General features: G+C 55.3%; 16 protein-coding genes and 1 pseudogene. 13 read left to right on the forward strand and 4 right to left on the reverse strand.

All coding sequences use genetic code 11. The features are described from left to right. The first annotated feature begins 35 nt into the window (after window positions 1-35). The 6 genes from HNR03_RS16935 (at window position 36) to HNR03_RS16960 (ending at window position 7,859) form a co-directional block, all read left to right on the forward strand. A complete protein-coding gene (locus HNR03_RS16935; protein ID WP_259154749.1) occupies window positions 36-755 on the forward strand; it encodes an ABC transporter ATP-binding protein in 720 nt (239 codons plus the stop codon). Further along, complete coding sequence (locus HNR03_RS16940; RefSeq protein ID WP_259154750.1) at window positions 752-1,642, forward strand: efflux RND transporter periplasmic adaptor subunit; 891 nt, start codon at window positions 752-754, stop codon at window positions 1,640-1,642. Before HNR03_RS16935 ends, HNR03_RS16940 begins: the two co-directional genes overlap by 4 nt. After that, a complete protein-coding gene (locus tag HNR03_RS16945) occupies window positions 1,642-3,129 on the forward strand; it encodes an efflux transporter outer membrane subunit (protein WP_259154751.1) in 1,488 nt (495 codons plus the stop codon). Before HNR03_RS16940 ends, HNR03_RS16945 begins: the two co-directional genes overlap by 1 nt. Then, on the forward strand, window positions 3,126-4,268 hold the full coding sequence (locus HNR03_RS16950; RefSeq protein WP_259154752.1) for an ABC transporter permease: 1,143 nt from the start codon (window positions 3,126-3,128) through the stop codon (window positions 4,266-4,268). Before HNR03_RS16945 ends, HNR03_RS16950 begins: the two co-directional genes overlap by 4 nt. 48 nt (window positions 4,269-4,316) lie before the next feature. Continuing rightward, window positions 4,317-6,599: a heavy metal translocating P-type ATPase gene (locus HNR03_RS16955; RefSeq protein ID WP_259155163.1), complete on the forward strand. Its 2,283-nt coding sequence runs from the start codon at window positions 4,317-4,319 to the stop codon at window positions 6,597-6,599. A 69-nt stretch (window positions 6,600-6,668) separates the two neighbouring features. Further along, window positions 6,669-7,859, forward strand: coding sequence for an MFS transporter (locus tag HNR03_RS16960; protein ID WP_259154753.1), 1,191 nt, complete (start codon window positions 6,669-6,671; stop codon window positions 7,857-7,859). A gap of 43 nt (window positions 7,860-7,902) precedes the next feature. Here the strand turns inward: HNR03_RS16960 and HNR03_RS16965 are convergent, their stop codons facing one another. Further along, window positions 7,903-11,289: an EAL domain-containing protein gene (locus tag HNR03_RS16965; RefSeq protein ID WP_259154754.1), complete on the reverse strand. Its 3,387-nt coding sequence runs from the start codon at window positions 11,287-11,289 to the stop codon at window positions 7,903-7,905. A gap of 468 nt (window positions 11,290-11,757) precedes the next feature. Here HNR03_RS16965 and HNR03_RS16970 point away from each other — a divergent pair, with 468 nt between their 5' ends. Continuing rightward, the gene (locus tag HNR03_RS16970; RefSeq protein WP_259154755.1) at window positions 11,758-12,702 is read left to right on the forward strand and encodes a sensor domain-containing diguanylate cyclase; all 945 of its coding nucleotides are present in this window, start codon (window positions 11,758-11,760) and stop codon (window positions 12,700-12,702) included. Here HNR03_RS16970 and HNR03_RS16975 read toward each other — a convergent pair. After that, window positions 12,690-13,829: a HAMP domain-containing sensor histidine kinase gene (locus HNR03_RS16975; RefSeq protein ID WP_259154756.1), complete on the reverse strand. Its 1,140-nt coding sequence runs from the start codon at window positions 13,827-13,829 to the stop codon at window positions 12,690-12,692. The genes HNR03_RS16970 and HNR03_RS16975 overlap by 13 nt on opposite strands. Window positions 13,830-14,488: 659 nt before the next feature. On the opposite strand from HNR03_RS16975, the gene HNR03_RS16980 reads away from it, so the two are divergent. The 5 genes from HNR03_RS16980 (at window position 14,489) to HNR03_RS17000 (ending at window position 18,683) form a co-directional block, all read left to right on the forward strand. After that, window positions 14,489-15,118 carry a dTMP kinase gene (locus HNR03_RS16980; RefSeq protein ID WP_259154757.1) on the forward strand — a complete coding sequence of 210 codons (630 nt, stop codon included), beginning with the start codon at window positions 14,489-14,491 and terminating at the stop codon, window positions 15,116-15,118. Between the two features lie 438 nt (window positions 15,119-15,556). Continuing rightward, window positions 15,557-16,204 carry a hypothetical protein gene (locus HNR03_RS16985; RefSeq protein ID WP_259154758.1) on the forward strand — a complete coding sequence of 216 codons (648 nt, stop codon included), beginning with the start codon at window positions 15,557-15,559 and terminating at the stop codon, window positions 16,202-16,204. After that, entirely contained in the window at window positions 16,204-16,635 is a 432-nt protein-coding gene (locus HNR03_RS16990) for a phage holin family protein (RefSeq protein WP_259154759.1), read from the forward strand. The genes HNR03_RS16985 and HNR03_RS16990 overlap by 1 nt, the downstream gene beginning before the upstream one ends. Next, on the forward strand, window positions 16,632-17,456 hold the full coding sequence (locus tag HNR03_RS16995; protein WP_259154760.1) for a DUF3618 domain-containing protein: 825 nt from the start codon (window positions 16,632-16,634) through the stop codon (window positions 17,454-17,456). The genes HNR03_RS16990 and HNR03_RS16995 overlap by 4 nt, the downstream gene beginning before the upstream one ends. A 342-nt stretch (window positions 17,457-17,798) precedes the next feature. Further along, complete coding sequence (locus HNR03_RS17000; protein ID WP_259154761.1) at window positions 17,799-18,683, forward strand: manganese catalase family protein; 885 nt, start codon at window positions 17,799-17,801, stop codon at window positions 18,681-18,683. 292 nt (window positions 18,684-18,975) lie between these two features. Here the strand turns inward: HNR03_RS17000 and HNR03_RS17005 are convergent, their stop codons facing one another. Then, on the reverse strand, window positions 18,976-19,533 hold the full coding sequence (locus HNR03_RS17005; protein ID WP_222586842.1) for an ATP-dependent Clp protease proteolytic subunit: 558 nt from the start codon (window positions 19,531-19,533) through the stop codon (window positions 18,976-18,978). A gap of 260 nt (window positions 19,534-19,793) precedes the next feature. Between HNR03_RS17005 and HNR03_RS17010 the strand changes: the two are divergent. Continuing rightward, window positions 19,794-19,955: pseudogene (locus HNR03_RS17010) on the forward strand (general stress protein); the annotation flags it as partial. Window positions 19,956-20,338: 383 nt separating this feature from the next. On the opposite strand, the gene HNR03_RS17015 reads toward HNR03_RS17010, so the two are convergent. Further along, a complete protein-coding gene (locus HNR03_RS17015; RefSeq protein WP_259154762.1) occupies window positions 20,339-20,860 on the reverse strand; it encodes a cupin in 522 nt (173 codons plus the stop codon). Between the last annotated feature and the right edge of the window lie 30 nt (window positions 20,861-20,890).

The raw sequence follows: 20,890 nt of genomic DNA on the forward strand, positions 1-20,890 counted from the left end.
GCACGTTTGCACTCGCCGGTACGGCAGGAGAGATGATGAGCCCCGACGTGGTCGCGCCCCCGGATCATCCAGCAATCGTTTCGCGCGGGCTGAACAAATGGTTTGGCGAAGGGAGCGCGCGGATGAAGGCTGTCGATGAGGTGGCGCTGGTCGCGCAGTACGGTGAAATGGTGTTTATCGTCGGTCCTTCGGGCAGCGGCAAGACGACGCTGCTAAGCATGATTTCCGGCATCTTGCGCCCGGATTCCGGGACGGTGACGATCAATGGTCAAGACATCTGGAGTCTCGATAGCGATCAGTTGGCACAGTTGCGCCTCAATAACATCGGATTCGTGTTTCAGGACTATCACCTCTTTACCCGGTTAACCGCCGCCGAGAATGTTGCCATTCCGCTGATTCTCCAGCATCACGACTGGGACGATGCCATCGCTCAAGCCAGGGAAAGCCTTGATGTAGTGGGCCTCAAGGATCGCGGGGATATCTTGCCGGTCAAACTGTCCGGCGGTGAACAACAGCGCGTTGCCATCGCCCGGGCGATCGTCGGCAGGCCGCAGATCCTGATTCTGGATGAACCCACTGCCTCCCTCGACGGCGATACGGGGAAGATGATCATCGCCTTCGTCAAGGCGCGTATTCTCAATCAGCAGCGATGCATTCTGATCGTCACGCACGACGCCCGGATCAATGAATACGCTGATCGCATCATTTACATGGAAGACGGCCATATCACCGAGCCCGAGCGGACGTCGCCGTGAAAAAGCCCGTGCTGTTCGCGCTGGCGGTACTCGGCATAGTGGGCGGATTAGTCGCCGCCTACCTGTTCGGGCGAACACCGCCAACATTGCCGCCAGCCTTCTCGCCAGCGAGCAGCACCTTTGACACGGCTATCTACGCCAACGGCATCATCGAAAGTGAGCAGCCCGGAGGCAGCAACATCGTGATCTACCCGCAGGTTGCCGGCCCGGTGACTCAAGTGTGGGTGCACGAGGGGCAGGTGGTCAGCCGCGGCATGCCGTTGGTGAACCTGGATGACGCCGTTCCCAGGGCCAATTTCGAGTTGGCGCAAGCCAATCTGGCCACTGCCCGGGATCAGTACAACAAACGGCTGTCGTCCTACGCCATTGATCCCAAGTCCATCAGCAAGGACACCCTCGACACCGCCAAAGACTTGATGGTCCAGTCACAAGCCGCGCTCAAGGCGTCCGCGGCGGTATTGGCCCAGTACGCCATCAAGGCGCCGGCGGACGGCGTCGTGTTGGCTATCAACAGCGCCGTGGGCAGCTATGTCTCACCTCAAGGCGCCTACGACGTGTACACCCAGGCGTTCAGCCCGCTGGTGGTCATGAGTGCCAATCAGGATCATCTGGCCGTGCGCTGTTACGTCGACGAGATTCTGATCGCCCGGATCCCGGCCCCCGAACGCATTCGTGCGCAGATGCTGATCCATGGCACGGATATCAAAGTGCCGTTGGAGTTCGTCCGGGTGCAACCCTATGTCTCGCCGAAAATCGAGTTGTCCAATCAGCGCCAGGAAAAAGTCGATCTGAGGGTGTTGGCGGTGATTTTCCGCTTTGACAAAAAAGACCTGCCGATGGTGTATCCGGGGCAGTTGGTGGATGTCTTCATAGGTCAGAAAGAGTAATGGAAACCGCAGGCCGTTTTCGCCGCGTATGGGACTGGGGCCGGGTCCTGAACCTGATACTGCTGGTCAGTGCCTGCACGGTCGGGCCGGATTTCTCGCGCCCGCCAGTGCCCCGGGAAGAAGGCTATCTGCGCGATCCTCTTTCAAATACCGTCGAGGCACAGGGGCAGTCGCAGCACTTTGTTCCGGGCGGCGAGGTCACGCCGGATTGGTGGCGTTTTTTTCAATCGCCGTCACTGGATGACCTGGTGCGGCAGGCGATCACTCACAACATGACGCTGCTGGCGGCAGAGGCCAGCCTGCGTCAAAGCCAGGACATACTCATGGCGGGCCATGGGGTTTTCTATCCGCAACTGGATGCACGTTTCGCGGCGAGCCGCCAGCGCAACCCCACTGCTCAGCAGGGGCTGACGTCAACGGGTTCCATATTCAATCTGCTGACCTTGAGCGGCACTGTCAGCTACACCCTCGATATCTTTGGCGGCGAGCGGCGAACCGTCGAAGGCCTGCAAGCGCAGGTCGATCAACGGACCTGGCTGATGGAGGCGGCTTACCTCACCCTGACGGCCAATGTGGTCAATACCGCTATCGCCCGCGCCGCCTATGCGGCGCAGATCGAGGCAACGGAACAACTCATTGAACTCCAGCGCGAGCAGCTTCGATCCACTGAGGTCCAGGTGCGCAGCGGAACAGTCCCTTACTCCACGATCCTGAGCCTGCAGAGCCTGATCTCCACCAACGAAGCCCAATTGCCGGCCCTCAAGCAGAGAATCAGTCAGGCCGAACATTTACTGGCCACCCTCGAAGGTGTTGTCCCGACGCAGGTGACTTTGCCCGATATCCGCTTGGCGGAACTCACGTTGCCAAGGGATTTACCCGTCAGTCTGCCTTCGGTACTGGTTCGCCGACGCCCGGACATCCTCGCCGCCGAAGCACAATTACACCAGGCCAGTGCCGATATCGGGGTGGCCACGGCGGCGATGTTTCCCAGCTTCAGCCTGACAGGAACGTACGGCACGGCTGGAACCTCCGCCGGCTCAATGTTCGCCGGTGCCGGACGATTCTGGACTGTCGGGCCATCGGTCGACATTCCGCTGTTCCAGGGGGGGCGTCTGTGGTTTGGCCGCCAGGCCGCGATCGATGCTTATCAGCAAGCGTCGGCGAATTATCGTCAGGTGGTGCTCGTATCCTTCGCTCAGGTGGCCGATGTGCTCAAGGCGCTGGAGTACGATGCCGTGGCCCTGCAAAAACAGGCCGAAGCACAAACCGCGGCTCAGGAGGCCTTGAGGTTGTTGCAAGCCAACTACCGCTCGGGGCTGGTGACTTATCTGGATCTGTTAGTGGCGGATGTGCAACTGCATCAGGTCAACATCGCCTACTTGCAAGCCTTGGCCCAGCGTCATCAGGACACCGTGGCCTTGTTCGTTGCGCTGGGCGGTGGGTGGTGGAGCCGCCCGGACGCCGCCGGCAGCAGGCCGATCCCATGAAGTACGCCGGCATCCTGCGCATCGGTTACAAACTTCTGGTCAATGACCGCGCCAAGTTTTCCGCGTTACTGGTGGGCATCACTTTTTCGGTGTTCCTGATGATGCAAATGACCGCAATGTTTGCCGGGATCCTCAACCGGGCTCACTCGACAGTGACCAACATCGGCGCGCCGATGTGGATCATCGACCCGGCGGTGAATACACCCACCGTGGTGATTCCTTTGCCTGACTACCTGCTCGATGCGGTGCGCAGCATGAAGCAGGTTGAATACGCGGTGCCGATTTTCATAGGCAACGCGCAGGTTCGACTGTCCAATGGCACTTACCAGGCCGTCAGCGTGATCGGCCTGGACGATACGAGCCTGTTTGGCCGCCCCGCGCTAGAGCAGGGCGCGATCGAGGATATCTACGCCGAAAACGCATTCATCATGGTTCACGACACCGAGTTTTCCAAGCTGGGCAACCCCGTGATAGGCACCACGTTTGAACTCAACGATCATCGCGGCACGATCGTTGGCATTGCCAAGGTTCTGGTCGGCGGGTTGACCGGTGTGCCGACGCTTTACACCACCTACCGGCGCGCCATCGAATACATTCCAACGACCCGCTTCACGGTGTCTTATATCCTGCTCAAACCCAGGAACAAGCAAGCGATCGCGCAAATCAAGCAGCAAGTGGCGCAACTGGGTTACGTCGCCCTGACAAGGGCGGAATTCAATCAGCGCATCGCCAATTACTACATCTATCAGACCGGAGTAGGCACCAACATCCTGACGATGACCGTCATCAGTTTCCTGGTCGGTTTATCGATTTCCGGCCAGACGTTCTACAGTTTCATCCTGGAGAACCTGGACAAGTTCGCCGCCCTGAAAGCTATCGGCGCCAAAAGTCGGGAGCTGGTGTACATGATCCTGTTCATGGCCATGTTTACGGCGATGACCGGTTATGGATTAGGCGTCGGCCTGGTGACCCTGATGATTGCCCTGGCGCGAACCTATTTGCCCAATTACGCCGCTATCGTGACTTACTGGAATTTAGGATTGGCGTTCGGGCTGGTACTGCTGATCGCCGGATTTTCCAGCTATCTGGGGATCCGCAAGGTATTGCGAATCGAGCCTTTCGACATTTTCAGGGGATAAGGAACGGGAGTCGCGATGAAAGGCCGCGTTTTCAAGGTGCCGACTTCAATGCTTAGTAAATGGCGGGACCCCATCCTGTTGCTGCTCACGACCCTGACGCTGCTGGCCGGTGGCGCTGCGCAGGTGGCGCAAAAGTCTGACTGGGCTTCGATGAGCTGGACCGCAGGCAGTCTGGTGATGGCGCTGGTGTTGCTCGTCGAGATCGTCGGGCGTCTGGCTCGGCGCGAGGCGGGGGTCGACCTGATCGCGCTGCTGTCGATTGGCGCCGCACTGGTGTTCAAGCAGACGCTGGTCGCGGCGGTGATTGCCTTGATGCTGGCGACCGGACGGACCCTGGAGTTTTTCACCCGGCAACGCGCCGAGCGTGAGCTACGTGCGCTGATCGACAGGGCACCGCGTTTTGCCTGGCTGCAGGAGGAGGGCGGCTTGCGCCAGATCCCCGTGGAACAAATCCAGCCGCGTCAAACATTGCTGGTACGCCTGGGGGAGGTGGTGCCGGTGGATGGTCGCCTGCTGAGTCCCGCCGCCATTCTGGACGAATCGGCGCTGAGCGGTGAATCGTTACCAGTGACCCGCAAGGAGGGAGAGCCACTGCCCAGCGGCGTCTCAAATGTTGGCGCGCCCATCCTGCTGATCGCTACGCGAACGGCTGCGCAAAGCACCTACGCCGCAATTGTGCGACTGGCCGAGGCAGCACGCCGTTCGCGCGCGCCTTTCGTGCGTCTGGCTGACCGCTATGCGCTGGTCTTCATTCCTCTGACGCTGCTGATCGCCGCATTGGCCTGGCAACTCAGTAGAGATCCCTTGCGAGCCTTGGCGGTGCTGGTGGTGGCGACACCTTGCCCATTGATCCTGGCGGTGCCCATTTCGATCCTGTCAGGGATTTCCAGGGCGGCGCGACGCGGGATCCTGATCAAGGACGGAGCAACGCTGGAGGCGCTGGCCGGGATCAAGCAAATGTTTTTCGACAAGACTGGCACATTGACCAGCGGGCATGCCCGACTGCAGTCGATCGAAGTCAACGGGGTGGCAGATCCGCAGCAATTGCTTGGCCTGGCAGCGTCGCTGGCACAGGCCTCGACGCACCCGATCTCCCAGGCGATTGTCGAGGCGGCGCAACAGCGCCAACTGCCACTCAGCGTCCCGCAGGAGGTGGAAGAAAGTCCGGGTTCGGGTCTTTGTGGGCTGATCGATGGCAGGCGGGTGCGATTCGGCACATTGTCTTTTGCTCAGAACGACGCCCCCGCGACCGATTGGGCCGCCGCCATGCTGCGCCACATGGATTATCTGGCGTGCACTGGAAGCTTCATTGAGGTGGATGGGCAACTCGCTGGCCTGCTGGTGTTCTCGGACAACGTCCGGCGCGAAACCCCGCAAACGCTGCGTCGACTGCGCAACCGTGGCATCGAAAGGATCGTCATGCTCACCGGGGATCGTCTGGAACCCGCCGAGATGATTGCGCTGTCTGCCGGAATTGACGAACTGCGCGCCGGGTTGACCCCAGAAGAAAAGGTGCGTGCCGTCCAGGAGGGTTGCCTGCGCACCAGCACGCTGATGGTCGGCGATGGCATCAACGATGCCCCCGCATTGGCGGCGGCGAACGTCGGCGTCGCGATGGGGGCCAGCGGCGCGACGGCTTCTGCGCAAGCCGCCGGTGTCGTGCTGCTGGTGGATCGTCTGGATCGCCTCGTCGAGGCGCTGGACATCGCCCGACGCACCCGCCACATCGCCCTCCTTGGCGTGCTGGCCGGCATGGGCATGTCGCTACTGGCCATGGTGGTGGCGGCCCTCGGTTATCTGCCGCCACTGATCGGCGCCGTGGTGCAGGAGGGCATCGATGTGCTGATTATCATGAACGCCTTGCGGGCATTGGGGCCATTGTGGGGGCGCCGGCAGCAAAAGCTGACGGTAGAGCATATCGATCGCTTGCAAGATGAACACCAGCAGCTGTCCAGTGTGCTAAGCGAGCTGCACCAGATGGCCAGTGACTTTGCCTGGCGCCCGGTTGAGCAAGCGCAGGCCGACTTGCTGGAACTGGTCGACAAGCTGCAAACCTCATTGGCGGACCATGAACGCGACGATGAAAAAACACTGTATCCGCTGCTGACGCAAAGCATGCCCGGCGAGGACCCGATGTCAGCGATGAGCCATGCTCACCGCGAGATTTTTCGCCTTATCCACCTGTTGGTGCGCATGAGCCGTGATTTTAGTGCTGATCCGGCAGCGACGCCCGCCGACGAGATTCAGCATCAATTGATTCGTCTGGATACCTTGGTGCGACTGCACTTTGATCAGGAAGAGGAGTTGTTCCGCTTTCTTGATGGGCGTTAGACGACTTGTTCCAGCACACAGCGCCTTTGCGCAGTCTTTCCTCGGTGCCGATGAGTTAAGGAAGAACATATGAGTCATGAAGGTCCGACCACCAAAGCCGAGCGTCTTCGCATTCCGCGCACGATCTGGGCGTTGGGCTTTGTCAGTCTGTTCATGGATCTGTCTTCCGAGCTGGTACATAGCTTGTTGCCCGTGTTTTTGGTCACGACGTTGGGGGCGAGTGCATTGACCGTCGGGGTGATCGAGGGAGTTGCCGAGTCAACAGCCATGCTCGTCAAGATATTCTCTGGCGCGATCAGCGACTTCATTGGCCGACGCAAAGGATTGCTGTTGCTGGGATATGGTTTGGCCGCGCTGAGCAAACCCCTGTTTCCTCTGGCGCACTCGGTTGAAGTGGTCTTTACCGCACGCTTTCTGGACCGCATTGGCAAAGGCATTCGTGGTGCGCCGCGCGATGCCCTGGTTGCCGATGTTTCGCCGCCCGAGATCCGTGGCGCCTGTTTTGGTTTGCGTCAATCAATGGACACTGTAGGCGCTGTTCTTGGCCCGGCTATGGCCATCCTGCTGATGCTATGGCTTGCCGATCTCCAGCTCGTCCTGTGGTTTGCGGTGATCCCCGCAACCGTCGCAGTGGCTCTGATTGTCGCCGGCGTAAAAGAACCCACACACGTCGCCAGCGAACATAAATTCCGATCGCCTATCCATTGGCGAGTCCTCCGCGAGTTCTCTGCTGGCTACTGGTGGGTCGTCATTGTCGGTGGGGTGTTTACACTGGCGCGTTTCAGCGAGGCGTTTCTGGTATTGCGTGCGCAGGAGACAGGTCTGTCGGTCACCTGGGTTCCGCTGGTGATGGTGGTCATGTCGATTTTCTACACGTTTTCCGCTTACCCCGCCGGCTGGCTGTCTGACCGCATGAGCCGTACGAAGCTGCTCTGCGTGGGGATGGGGTTACTCGTGCTGGCGGATCTGGTGCTGGCTCAGTCCAGCACTGTCATCACGATGATGCTGGGCGTTGCATTGTGGGGACTTCACATGGGATTCAGCCAAGGCATCCTTGCCTCGCTGGTAGCCGATACAACGCCGGGGAAACTCAAGGGCACCGCCTTCGGCATTTTCAATCTGGTCAGTGGCGTGTGCATGCTGATCGCCAGTGTTCTGGCGGGTGGCTTATGGCAAAGTTTCGGGTCAGGCAGCACGTTCTTCGTGGGGGCAGTGTTTGCCGCGACGGCTTTACTCTTGCTCTTACTGAAAAAACAGTGATTCTTCAGACGAAGAGCAAATCGGGCGCCAGCACCACTGGCTTTCACTCAAAATATTTATCACTCTTCAACCACGACTCGAACTCTATCGCCGGCATCGGGCGTGCATAGAGATATCCCTGTCCCTGGTCGCATCCGATGCTTCGCAGAAAAGAACTCTGCTCAGCGGTCTCAACGCCCTCCGCAATAATCTTGAAGCCCAGGGCATGTCCCAACTCAACGACGGTTTTGGTGATGGCCACATCACTTTTGTCGTGAGGCAGATCGGAAACGAAGCTGCGATCAATTTTCAGACTATTGATGGGCAGCATCTTTAGATAGGCCAGGGATGAGTAGCCTGTGCCAAAGTCATCGATTGCCGTCGAGATCCCCAGACTTTGGAGCGTGCTCAAGACTTCTCTGGAGTGCTCTGGACTCGCCATCATCAAACTCTCCGTAACTTCTACCTCCAGGACGCTCGCGGGCAAATCATATTTATACAACGCCGCTCGAAGTGTCTCGACGTAATCAGTTCTGTCAATTTGTATAGCCGCCACATTGACAGCGACAATCCCGCAAGCGATATCACTATCGATCCAGCGTCGAATATCACGGCAGACTCTGTCGATAACTTGCTCACCTATCTGGATTATCAGCCCGGTACTCTCTGCCAGGGGAATGAAGTCCGCCGGGGAGATAAGGCCGTGAACCGGATCGCGCCAACGAACCAGTGCCTCGGCGCCTTCCACCTTATCGCTCATCAGATTGATCTTTGGTTGATACCAGACTTCAAACTCATGGTTTTTTACTGCACGTCGCAGGGAGCGCTCCAGGATCAAACGCTCCTGCGCGCGAAGGGTCATTTCAGGCTGATAGAAGCGATAGTCGTTGCGACCGCTTTCTTTGGCGCCGTACATGGCCGTATCCGCTTGACGGAGCAATTGCTCCGGCGTTTCGCTATCTTGCGGTGCTACTGCAATCCCGATGCTGGCTGTCAGCAGCGTGGAATTTCCCCTTAGATCAAAAGGCTCCTGGAGTGACATCAGCAGTTTTTTCGCGACGACGATGGCATCGGTTGGCTGGCTGAGGTTGTTCAAAATGACTGCAAATTCGTCTCCGCCTATTCGAGAGACGGTGTCCTCAACGCGTACACACTGCGAAAAGCGAATGCCTGCTTGCTGCAGTAGCAAGTCTCCCATCGAGTGACCAAGGCTATCGTTTACCGTTTTAAAGCCATCCAGGTCGACCAGAAGCACTGCAAGTGACTGGTCATAACTCAAGGAAAGATCCAGGGAATGCTGGAGCCGTTCCTGGAAGAGGAGGCGATTGGGCAGGCCTGTAACCGGGTCATAATGCGCCATGCGGTCAAGCTCGCATTGCGACTGATTGATCGCTGATATATCTGAAAAAACGGCCACGTAGTTGACGGGCTGACCGAACTCGTCGAACACAGTGTTTATCGTCATCCACTTTGGATAAAGCGTGCCATTTTTTCGACGGTTCCAGAGCTCACCACGCCAAAATCCATTGGCTTTGAGCGTCTCCTGGATATCGCGGTAGAAATCGAGATTCTGTTCCTCTGAAATAAGGATATAGGGCTTCAACCCTATGGACTCTTCTGCGCTGAAGCCTGTGATGTCAGAAAATGCTTTGTTGATCGAAACGATATGGCCTACAGCATTAGTGATAATGACCCCGTCGGCTGTGTTCTCCAGGACAACGCCCGCAAGTCTTAATTGTTCGGTACTTTGTTTGATTTCGGTGATGTCTGTAGAAATGCTCAAGACACCTGTTTGCTGACCATCATTGTCGTAAAGAACGCACTTGGTTGTAAGATAAATATGAATAGTGTTATTTCTGTCGATCTGTTCCTCGAAGCGCATGGCACTTCCAGTGGCGAGAACCTGTTCGTCATTTTGACGTTGGGTGTCAGCCTCTTCAGAGGTCAGAAAACTCTCGCGCGGCCTGCCGTTCATCTCTGCAAATGATAAGCCTACTGCGCGCTCGAACATGAGATTGCAAAGTTGAAGATTTCCCTGAAGATCAAACACATAAATCAGAGACGGTGCATTATCCACAACATCCTGAAGCAAAGTCGTTTGAGTCAGTAATGCCTGTTCGGCTTTTTTACGGTCGGAGATGTCTCGAACCACCGCATACAGCATTAACTCCCCCGACAAAGCAACGGTGGAGAGCGTTACTTCAGCTGGAAATACCACCCCGTCGGCACTTTTATGGAGCCATTCAAAACGATGAACACCTTTTTCCATTGCCATGTTCAACATGACTTGTGCTTTCTTTGTCGTGCATTGACCATCGCTTTGAAACGGAGGAGAAATATCAGTGGCTTTGACTTCATGTAGCGTTTCCAAGTCTTCATAACCGAATAACTTGAGGGCTGCGGTGTTTGCATCACTACAAATGCCGCCGCGACGCAGGATCCATATCGGATCTGGCGAACGCTCAAACAGGGCACGGAAGCGTGCTTCGCTTTGCACTAAAGACAGCTCCGCAATCTCACGCTCTTCAATTTCCTTGGCGAGCTGCGCGTGGCGCTGGCGAATAAGGCGGTGACTTCGGCTGAGTTGAGCCGCAAGAAAGGTAAAAAAGCCAGTGCAGGTCAGTGAAAAAATAAACAAAGGTGAGGTGAAGAATGTGTCGCTCCTCCAGCCTTCCCGGGGAATCGCCGCGAGCTGCCAGGTGCCGCCTGGCACATCGACAGAAGTTGTAATGGCATCTTCTGAAAATACTGCAGGATTTCCCCAGATCATTTTTCCGTTGTCGCCTAATCCGTCCGCACCTCGTAACGCCAGTTCAAGCGTCCCGCGCGCATTGATGCCACCGGCTTCAAGCAATGCATCAACATCAGCCACAACTGACGCGCTGCCCCAATAACGATCAGTACCGTCTTGGGTGGTGACAAACACCGGGCGCCGATGAATAAAACCTCGCCCTCCCTGGAAAAGGTCAATAGGGCCTGCCAACACGGGGGCTCTTGACTCCCGAGATCTCAATACGGCTGCGTACTGGCCGGGCAGATTGTGGTAATCAACGCCTAAAACGCCTTCATTGCCTTTGATGGGATAGACACTGCGAATGACGTCGTTGGGAGCAAGCGCGATGTGATGGATGTGCGATTGCAGAGCCATTGCTTGCTCTGCCATACCCTCGAAATGCGCAGTTGTTATGCCGCCGTCCAACCTCAATAGCTGAGCAATACCTTCCGTCGCATCAAACGTAGCGTTTATTTGGCCTTCTAAATGAGCCCGGACGCCTGTCAGTTTCGAAGTAACTTGCGCTCTATCCTTACTTGATTCTTGCTGGACGTCCAAGTGACCTAGCGTTACGGCAAGCAAAGTGCCTGACAACAAGATACTAACAGGGAGTAACACGGATCGAAGCGACCATTTATGCGAAACAAATGCAACCGGGTTAAAGCCAGGGTTTGCCATCCGTAATTCTTCCAATGTTTAAACCCCGGTTATTTTGTGATGGGCAGGTCTTGATGTTTCGAACGTGCGCTTCGCAAATACGAATACAGTTGCTGATTTCCTTTCAAGGCTAGGGTCAATACCTATACAAAATAAATTTGATGTATAAGGGGTAGAAAAGGCATGGCATTCATTCATCGGTCAGATAGAAACTCCAAATATAGGCCTCCTGGCAAACTTTTCCAGAGCCGTTCCTATAGCAATCTACTGGTAATCTTTCGCATTAACGCCCGATAAAGCGTTTGAGGTCAGAGATACTGAAAGGTGCATTTTTTTCTCAAATAAGACGTTTCGTCGGCTTCCTTGACAAGCCGAACTTTGCTCTGTGGTGACCAGATACAATCGCTGACCCTTCATAGGCCCACACGGCGTTTCGGTGATGGTGTCCACCTTTTTTGCCTATGCCCAACCTATGAGTCGAAATACCCGATGAGTGATTTTGAAGATACCGCGCGTGAAGTGCTTTCGTTCTTGCGGCACCGGCTGGGGTTCGATTTGTGGATGGTTACCCGGGCTGACGGCGATGACTGGACCGTTTTGCATTGCGAAGATCATGGCTATCAAATTCAGCCAGGCAAAGTCCTCATCTGGAGCGATTCTTTTTGCAGTCACATGGTCAAGGGGCTTGGGCCGCGAATAGCGCCAAATGTCGGACTGGTGCCTTGCTATGCCGCGGCCCCCATTAGTCGTCAGCTCACCATCAACTCGTACATCGGGGTGCCACTTCTCCTGTCCGATGGCTCCTTGTTCGGCACCCTGTGCGCCATTGATCCATCGACTCAGCCTGAAAAAATAAGGGAAGACCAGGAACTCATCGAAATGGTCGCCAAGGTGCTCAGCAAGATTTTGCAAATGGAATTGAGGGCCGACGAAGAGGCGAGCAGAGCGGAGCGATTCGAAGCGCAAGCACTTAACGATGCCTTGACTGGACTTTATAACCGTGCGGGCTGGGATCAATTGACTGCGGGTCAGGATATTCGAAACCGTCGTTACGGACATTCCTCAGCGGTTGTGATTATTGATATAGACGATTTGAAACTCATCAATGATGGCGAAGGTCATGCTGCGGGTGACAGTACGCTAAAGAGTGCCGCCGACGCCTTGAATCACGCTTCGAGATCCGGCGATATCGTTGCAAGGCTGGGGGGCGATGAGTTCGGCGTCATCGGTGTCAATTGCGACAAAGTCGGCGGCGAGGCGCTTCGCGAGAGGGTGTACCAGTCACTCCAACTGTTGGGCGTCAGTGCTTCTATCGGTTTAGCCATGGCTAACGCTTCCAACAACATCAGCTCGGCGATGACGCTCGCTGACAATGAGATGTATGAGCAGAAGCGCACGAAAAAAATTGGAGAAGTTGTTTCTCAAATACTTTGAGATTTACCGACAGGTACTTTGACCACGAAAGTAGTTCCACGCGCTCGGTCGGAAGTTACATCCAAAGTCCCCGAGTGTGCGGCCACAATCTCGGAGGCGATGTACAGGCCCAACCCCAGCCCGGCGCTTGGGCCAAGACCACTGGTAGTGGACAGCGAGACACGTTCCATAGGGTTAAAGATAAAGGGCAGGATTTCTTCTGGTACAGGCTCGCCACGATTGTGTACAGAGAAAATCACGCTACCGTCTACTGGCTCCAGCGTGACCTCGATAGGAAACTGCAGATCACCATGTTGAACTGCATTGCTGAGCAGATTGGAAATGACTTGCTCAATGCGCGCCCCGTCGAATTCACCGCCAGCCGACGCCCCTGAGTTGAATATGATTTTCGCGCCTGGATGAAACGTTCGAATCTCTTCCACGATGCGTGTGCACAGTGGCGTCAGGTCGATGTATTCCTTTTTAACGGGAATCCCTGGGCCCATCTGGCAGCGGGTCAGGTCCAGCAAGTCGCCGACTATCTGGCTGGCGCGTCTGACGCTGGTATATATCCCTGATGCAATTTTAGTCTCACGGGGCCCCAGATCGTCCGAGTTTCGCAACACATCGGCCCCCAGCAAAATAGCGCCCAGCGGCGTGCGTAAATCATGGCCGAGAATGCCCAGAAAGACATTGCGTGAGGCCTCTACAGCACTCGAGTAACTAGCAATGGATTCGGCTAGCGCCTGGTCGATGGCTTCGTTGAAGCGGGTCATGTCATCCACTTCAAAAGCTGCCCCGTCTTTCACGTGCCCCAGCCATTGGCCGACCACGCTCATTCTCAGCGCGCGATACTCCGACACCATTTGATCCAGGGTAAAGCCGGCCATTAAACGTGTGACGGCATGGATTTCCGCGGCGGTTTCCAACTCGTCCACAGGGGCATTCCCATGGGCCTTGGCGATCTGTTCCTGGGCGGACTGGTACGTGCGCATGTCTAACGCGATAGCGCGCAACATCTGTTCGGCATGATCGCGTAAAGCCTTGGAATCCAGAGCTTTGCCGGGGACCTCGATGGTTCTTGCAAAATCCTCCCAAGCTTGCAGTATCGGCTCAAGATTCTTGATGATGAAGTCTGACAAGCGCATGCCGATAGATCCTGGTTATTCGTAGGCCTTCGTCAGGCGTAACACCTCAGGTGTAAGGGGGGAGGGCATGGCGAATTTCATCGAGCTCATCCCAAGGGCGTTTTCTCGTCAAAGCCACTCTGGAACACGTTGTGGTATGGGGAAAATCGCTTTCTCTATCGAGTTCGGATTGCGTTGCCTTGCATGACTTGCAAGTGACGGTAGCCCGCGAAAGGCTCCAGTTTCCGTGCCAGGCGATAAGACTTTCCGAAGGAGACATGGCAATCAAAGGCTCTACAGAATTTATACAACTTTAGTTTCTTGTATAGGTTTTGGCGAGTTAATTTTGCATTTTTACTGGCTTGGCTGCTCAGAGGTGATTGGCGTCTGCCACGTGGCTGTAAGCCGCGCTCTCCTGGTGGTTGATCGATGCAATCCCGAGCAAAAGACCGACGATGAATAGCCGCACAGCCAAGCGTCGTGGCGATGGATAGAATCAGCAACCTTTGCCGAGTGACCGCGAGCGCTCCAAATAGAACCAGCTTTTTTTTGAGATCCGCCGGCCAGAAACTAAGTTAGAGTGCTCACAAGGGCTCTCCACTCGATTCACATAGTCGCGCCAAGCGATTACGGCGAACGAACAGGGCAAGAAAAACCGTAAATCAATCGTCATGTGAAGAATGAATCGAGCGCTGTTTGTTTCTCTGGATGGGCCCAAGGGTGCCGGCAAAACCACACTGTTGGAGGCCATCACTAAAGTACTGAGGGCAGACAACAAAAAGGTCATCCGTCTTTGCGAGAAAAAAAGCGATCCCTATCGAGGTGAAACCATGGCCCTCCTGAACAAACTCGTCAGAAATCCCTCCCGGGAATTAGAGTTACGGGTTTGCGAGCGCCTTGCTGATAGCCGTACCTGGATTTCCCGGCACGTATTGGCTAAACAGCCACCAGACAGCATCATCCTGATCGATCGCTGGTATCCGTCTGATGCCGCGTTTCGCCAGCTAGTCCCGTTTGCAGAAATTCTGCAGTTGAACATTGATCGAAACGTGCAAGTGCCAGACCTGCATGTCGGCGTTGTCACCGACCCGGATATTTCGTGGGCGAGGGCAGCAGCACGATCGCGTGGGCTGAGCAGTACGGTGATGCATAAGCTGGAAGAACATGTCGCCTGCACCAAAGCGTTCGAGCGCGCGATTGCGGATCACGGCTGGGTGTTATGCCGTAATGAAGGAACGCTCGAAGACGCAACGATGCAGGTGGTTCGCGAGATCTATAAAGTGCTTCTCGGGCGCCATGAGCATTGCTAGCGTCATGTATGCGCGATGCGTTGTGACATGCTCGGCAGCTAACGCTATACAAGGCCGACAAACGAAAGAATGACCAGGACGATCACAACTGCTCCGACGATGTAGATAATATTGTTCATGAAAACCACCTCTCTCTATCTGCACAGGATTACGACCAACAAGGTCGCCTAATACAGACGACACCTTGATTCGCCGTTCCGTTCCACACACTGGTCTCAACGGCGACGCAATCGCAGCAGAGCTCTCGATCCTTCCTGAAGGACGTACAGATTGCTTGGGCTGTGCGCTTATCCATGCGCGTTTGGTAATCAAGTTTTCTCACTCATCATTTCGTTGGAACTCCCCCATAACCCGCTCCGTCATTTGAAATGAGGGGAGCTGCGGGTATTTCGTGGCGAACCCGAATAACGCTTTTTCATTCAGAAGGCGAGGGACGACATGAATACTTCAGATAACAACACTGGGAGTCAGCCAGATAAACCCAATTCCGGAGGGCCAGAACAGAAATTTGAACACTTGAAAGAAAACGTGACTGAGGCGCTTGGCGACGCCAAACAACAGGCTGATGCGCAGTTTGGTCAATATCGAGATACGGCAGCCGACCAGATAGAAGCATTGGCAAAAGGTGCGAAATCGGTTGTTTCCGAACTGGAAAGCAAGGACACCCTTGGCATGTCCGACTACCTTGCAGACATGGCGGAGTCCATGAGCGGGCTGGCCGGGAATCTGCGTGGAAAAAGTGCCGAACAGTTGCTTCATGATGGAGCCGACCTGGCCCGTAATAACCCGGCACTGTTCATTGCTGGCAGTATCGCACTGGGTTTTGGCCTGTCGCGCTTTCTCAAGGCCGGGGTCGCGACTGCGTCGACATTCAGCAATGCCAATGATCCTGCAGCAGGCAACTCGATGCCTCCATCAAGTGGTTTTGGCGCTCAACGACCTTACGAAACTTCTGTTCCTTCACGTACCGATCAAAGCTCGTTGTCCACTGGCAACGCGGCGGCTTCGCCGAGTGAGCGGGAACATGTTTCGGACTTTGCAACGACCTCCACGCCAGGCTCGACGAACTTCAAAGGAGCACTGTGATGAACAGAGAAAATCCAGACTATCCGGGCTCAAGACCCGTCTCTGTGCCTGATCCCGACGCGTCGGTCGTCGGGCTGATACGGCAACTAAGCCGCGAAGTGCCTGCGTTGTTCACCAAGGAACTCGCGTTGGCCAAAGCTGAGCTTCAAGAAAGTCTCACGACGCTCAAGGCCGGCATTGCCGGTGTCGCGGGTGGTGCGATTGTGCTGCTGGCGGGGTTCATCATCTTGCTGATGTCTGCTGTCTACGGCCTAAGCATGATAATGGCACCTTGGCTGGCAGCGCTGATTGTCGGTGTTGTGGTGATGATCGTTGGCTTCGTCATGCTGCAGTCAGCGAAAAAACAATTCGAACCGTCAAACCTCAAGCCTGATCGCACGCTGGATGCTTTAAACAAAGACCAGGAAGCGCTGCGGAGGAAAGTCTCATGAACAGTGAATTCGAAATCGAATCGCAGAAAAGCCCTGAAACCATCGAGCGTGAAATCGACGCGCAGCGGGCGAGTATCGGCAATATCGTTGATGCATTGGAAAGTAAGTTCACGCCAGGACAAGTGTTCGATCAGGCGTGGTCTTTTATGCAGAGCAATGGATCGACGTTCCTGAACAACCTGGGCACCAGCGTCCGTAATAACCCGGTTCCCACTGTACTGACATCGGTCGGACTGCTGTGGTTGATGCTGGGTCAGAATCGTCCACCGACCCCTCGTCCCGGCAATCAAATTGTCCCTGATCAAAACAGGGTGGGTGAGTGGGCCGAGGGTGTTGCTGATGGCATCGACAGTGCCCGTGATCATCTACACCAGGCAACAGACACGCTTAAGGAGGGTTACCAGACTGTCAAAGGCAAAGCGGCGAACCTGAGTGATAATTTGGGGGCTGCTACAGAAAACATCAGCCATGCCGTTCATGACGCCAGCGACCGTTTGGTTCGTTCTACACAAGTGATGAGCAATCAGTTCAGCCATTTGCTCAAGGAGCAGCCTTTGATGGTCGCCGCCGCGGGGATCGCGTTAGGTGCGATGTTGGGGGCGGCGTTGCCTTCGACAGCGACCGAGCAACGCTACCTGGGCAAGAGCAGCGCGGGGCTGGCGGACAAGGTCAAACAGCAGGCGCGCGAGGGATATGAAGCGGTACGAGATACAGTAACCAACACGACTGAACATTCAGACGAGGATGAAAAACCGCAAGGGGAGACTCGTACAGCAACCGATACGTCGACTGATCTTACTCGAGGTCTGGGAATGTCATAAGGGGTGAATGAAAAGCGGGAGGTTCGGCACTGTGTCCTCCCGCTGCCCGAATCCACAACTCTCTCACAACAACGTTGAGTGGTTTGCCAGAAGTATTCGGTGGACCTGAAATCGGTCGTGACAGCAGTTGAGATCAACGGATAAAAATAAGTTTTAATCGATTGTCCAGTGACCGACGATTGGCGCGAAAACGGGTAATTTGCACGGCGAAAAACCGTCTGTCGTGATCCCCCGATCTTTATAAAATTTTCTCCAAAGCATCCCCTTCAGATGACTGTGGGCGACGCATTCGGTCAATCATCGAATGAGCATCGACGCCTTTTAGTCCTAAGGAGATTTGCCATGTTTTTGCATAACAAACGACTTCAATACACCGTGCGCGTCGCCCAGCCTAATCCAGGGTTGGCGAACCTTTTGCTGGAGCAATTCGGCGGAGCCCAAGGTGAATTGGCGGCTGCGTCTCGATATTTCACACAGGCATTGGCTGAGGATGATCCAGGAAGAAAGGATCTGCTGATGGACATTGCCACCGAAGAACTCAGCCACCTTGAAATCGTCGGTTCAATTATCGTGATGCTCAACAAAGGCGCCAAAGGCCGCTTGGCAGAGGGCGTGGAAGAAGAGGGCGAGTTGTATCGCGCCATAAACGGTGCGGGCAACGACTCGCACATCACTAGCCTGCTGTACGGGGCTGGGGCACCCCTGACCAACTCTGCTGGCGTGCCGTGGTCAGCCGCCTACGTCGATACCATTGGCGAACCTACTGCCGATATGCGCTCCAACATTGCCGCAGAGGCGCGCGCCAAAATCGTTTACGAGCGATTGATGAATGTCACTGACGACCCGGGTGTGAAAGAAGCTCTCGGTTTCTTGATGACCAGGGAGATCGCCCACCAACTGTCCTTTGAAAAAGCCTTGCACTCGATCCAGCCGAACTTCCCTCAAGGCAAGTTGCCCGGCATGCCGGAGTTCACGAACGTTTACTTCAACATGTCCCAAGGTGAGGAAAGCATGCGTGGGCCATGGAACCAAGGCGACGATTGGGAGTATGTCGAGCAGCCAACACCTGCCGTCGATGGTGGTGACGGTACGGCGAGTGTTGAGCTGAGCGCCGAGGATGATGCTCTGTTGCTGGACATGAAAGCGCGGACGATGTCTGACCCGCAAAGCAACCCCATTACCGGTGCCGATCTGGGTGCTGGCGTACAGGGAAAACCTGAAGCCTGACGAGGATCACCGCATGCGTTTGATGCGTGCGGTGCCTTTCAGTTGCTGAGTGAGGTGATCAAATGAGATCCAATTCAAATGCGATTTTCGCAGAAACCATGCAACGTTTTTCCGGTCTTTTCAAGGCCACTGCAAAAGCTTTCGAACGAGACGCTTTGCGAATGTCAAAGCAGATCCATAGGGCTTCACCGAGGTTCTCTCATAAGCACTCCAATGGAAAATAAGCGTGCTCATGCAGCGACATTCTTCGCCGATTATGCGTCGGCATTTGCTTATGCCGACGGCACCACGCTCATCCACCGCTTACTTTCCAGTGTTTGACATCATCGGCGAACACCATTTGCCGCATTTCATGAGCAATCCCATAGGACAAGGATTCGTGCGCAGCAATAACTTTTTCTTCTGCTGAAAGGCAATGAAAAATATCAAGTTTGGTCTCTGCATCAGCTGTTTCGAGCGCAAAGATTTGCACATAACGCGCCAGGTCATTGTCGAGACTGGACAGATATTCTCTCAAGCGTTGATGGTCGACCGATTTCTGGCTGAAGTACCAGTTCATCGGATGAATCAAAAATCGGGCATGAGGGGAGGTGATTCTGCGACCCGCTGCCAGAAACATGATGATGCCCATCGATTCGATGTTGCCGGCATTGATGGCGCAGAGTGGTACGGGTAATGACTTCAGGAACGTGTAGAGCGTGAAGCCAAAGTTAGTGCTGCCTCCACAGGTGGACAGATTCAGTAGCAGTGATGTGGCGCCTTGGTCGATGGCCTCAAGGCAGCAATCCCTGAAGCGCTCAGTTGTTGACTGATCGATCTGGCAATGAAAATGGACGATGTGTTCTGTCATCGACTGACCTCCTGAACTGGATGCGTGGAGGGCTTCCTGCGAGTTTCCCATTCTAATAAAAATCGACGATTCGATCTGAAAAAAAAGCGTTGGTGCTCTTTAAACCGACAGCCCGCCAGTCGGATGTGCGTATTTTCGATGGAACCAAATCTCAAAATCCACTCATCCGCGAGTTGGATGTTTCGTTCAAACTTTCGATTTTCTACACCCTCCGAATTATACGGGCCAATGCTCGTGCTAACGATGTAGAGGTGATTGAAATGGCTAATACAGAAAATAAAAACCCGGGTAATTTTGCGAATGACCGGGACAAGGCTTCTGAAGCAGGCAAAAAAGGTGGAGAAGCCTCTGGCGGGAATTTCGCCAACGATCCACAACGCGCGTCAGAGGCGGGCCAGAAAGGTGGCCAGGCATCCGGCGGACAACCATCCCGCGACACTGATCGCATGTCCGGAGGCGGGCAGGGTACGGGTCGTGGAGGCGAATTTGCCGATGACAATGAAGGTGCCTCCAAGCCAGGCCAAAAAGGTGGTCAGGGCTCAGGAGGACGGCAATCCAAGGATGCCGATCAAATGACCAGCGGTGGCCAGGGAAGTGGGCGCGGTAGCAATGTTACCGATGACCGTGACAAGTCCGAAGATATGAGCCGCAAGGGTGGTGAACAAGGTGGCGGTGGAGGACGCAAAGCCTGATGCGGTGTGTTCATCAAGCCCCGAGTTCGTTTCGGGGCTTGGTTCAAGAGCATTCGCTGATCAGGAATAAGGTTGAAGGGAGTATTCAACCGAGTGATACATCGCAAGCAGTGTCAAACCCAATATCGACTCACCGCGCCACGCAGGCCCTGAACGGGATCCTGCTCTGGAAATGACAGCTTGTGAATGCTTGCCAATTGCTCTGAAGTCGGTGCTTCGCGACAGATGTCCGCGTGCTGGCCCGGGGGGTAGGCGCCGACAACAAGAAAGTCACCGCTGGATGCGACATTGCAGTGACCGGTACCGGCAGGCAAGAGCAACACATCCCCACCGCTGACCTCCAATATCCGCCCACCCGGCCCGCCAAGCATCAATCGAGCATAGCCGGCGGCGACGCCGAGCACTTCATGACCTTCGGTGTGATAGTGGTGATAGTCATAAACGCCGTAGCGCCATTGCGGCGGCCAGCCATTGTCGTTGAAGGTTTTCTCGAACAAGGCTGCCGGGTCGCTCCCTTGAATGGCAATCGCCTTGATGTAAATGAGTACAGGAAGGCGAGGGTTGTTAGGTACCCAATCGTTTGGTTCGAGGAGCAGCACTTGCACGGGAGCATCGACAACCTGTGACCTGACCATAAGAAGTCCTCCGCGTTCGAGTATGTGTCT

This window comes from Pseudomonas sp. JAI111 (assembly GCF_024809425.1).
Taxonomy (GTDB): Bacteria; Pseudomonadota; Gammaproteobacteria; order Pseudomonadales; family Pseudomonadaceae; genus Aquipseudomonas.

Coding starts and splice junctions, on each gene's coding strand:
- HNR03_RS16935 (WP_259154749.1), top strand. CDS start 36: ATGAGCCCCGACGTGGTCGCGCCCCCGGATCATCCAGCAATCGTTTCG.
- HNR03_RS16945 (WP_259154751.1), top strand. CDS start 1,642: ATGGAAACCGCAGGCCGTTTTCGCCGCGTATGGGACTGGGGCCGGGTC.
- HNR03_RS16950 (WP_259154752.1), top strand. CDS start 3,126: ATGAAGTACGCCGGCATCCTGCGCATCGGTTACAAACTTCTGGTCAAT.
- HNR03_RS16955 (WP_259155163.1), top strand. CDS start 4,317: ATGCTTAGTAAATGGCGGGACCCCATCCTGTTGCTGCTCACGACCCTG.
- HNR03_RS16960 (WP_259154753.1), top strand. CDS start 6,669: ATGAGTCATGAAGGTCCGACCACCAAAGCCGAGCGTCTTCGCATTCCG.
- HNR03_RS16965 (WP_259154754.1), bottom strand. CDS start 11,289: ATGGCAAACCCTGGCTTTAACCCGGTTGCATTTGTTTCGCATAAATGG.
- HNR03_RS16970 (WP_259154755.1), top strand. CDS start 11,758: ATGAGTGATTTTGAAGATACCGCGCGTGAAGTGCTTTCGTTCTTGCGG.
- HNR03_RS16975 (WP_259154756.1), bottom strand. CDS start 13,829: ATGCGCTTGTCAGACTTCATCATCAAGAATCTTGAGCCGATACTGCAA.
- HNR03_RS16980 (WP_259154757.1), top strand. CDS start 14,489: ATGAATCGAGCGCTGTTTGTTTCTCTGGATGGGCCCAAGGGTGCCGGC.
- HNR03_RS16985 (WP_259154758.1), top strand. CDS start 15,557: ATGAATACTTCAGATAACAACACTGGGAGTCAGCCAGATAAACCCAAT.
- HNR03_RS16990 (WP_259154759.1), top strand. CDS start 16,204: ATGAACAGAGAAAATCCAGACTATCCGGGCTCAAGACCCGTCTCTGTG.
- HNR03_RS16995 (WP_259154760.1), top strand. CDS start 16,632: ATGAACAGTGAATTCGAAATCGAATCGCAGAAAAGCCCTGAAACCATC.
- HNR03_RS17000 (WP_259154761.1), top strand. CDS start 17,799: ATGTTTTTGCATAACAAACGACTTCAATACACCGTGCGCGTCGCCCAG.
- HNR03_RS17005 (WP_222586842.1), bottom strand. CDS start 19,533: ATGACAGAACACATCGTCCATTTTCATTGCCAGATCGATCAGTCAACA.
- HNR03_RS17015 (WP_259154762.1), bottom strand. CDS start 20,860: ATGGTCAGGTCACAGGTTGTCGATGCTCCCGTGCAAGTGCTGCTCCTC.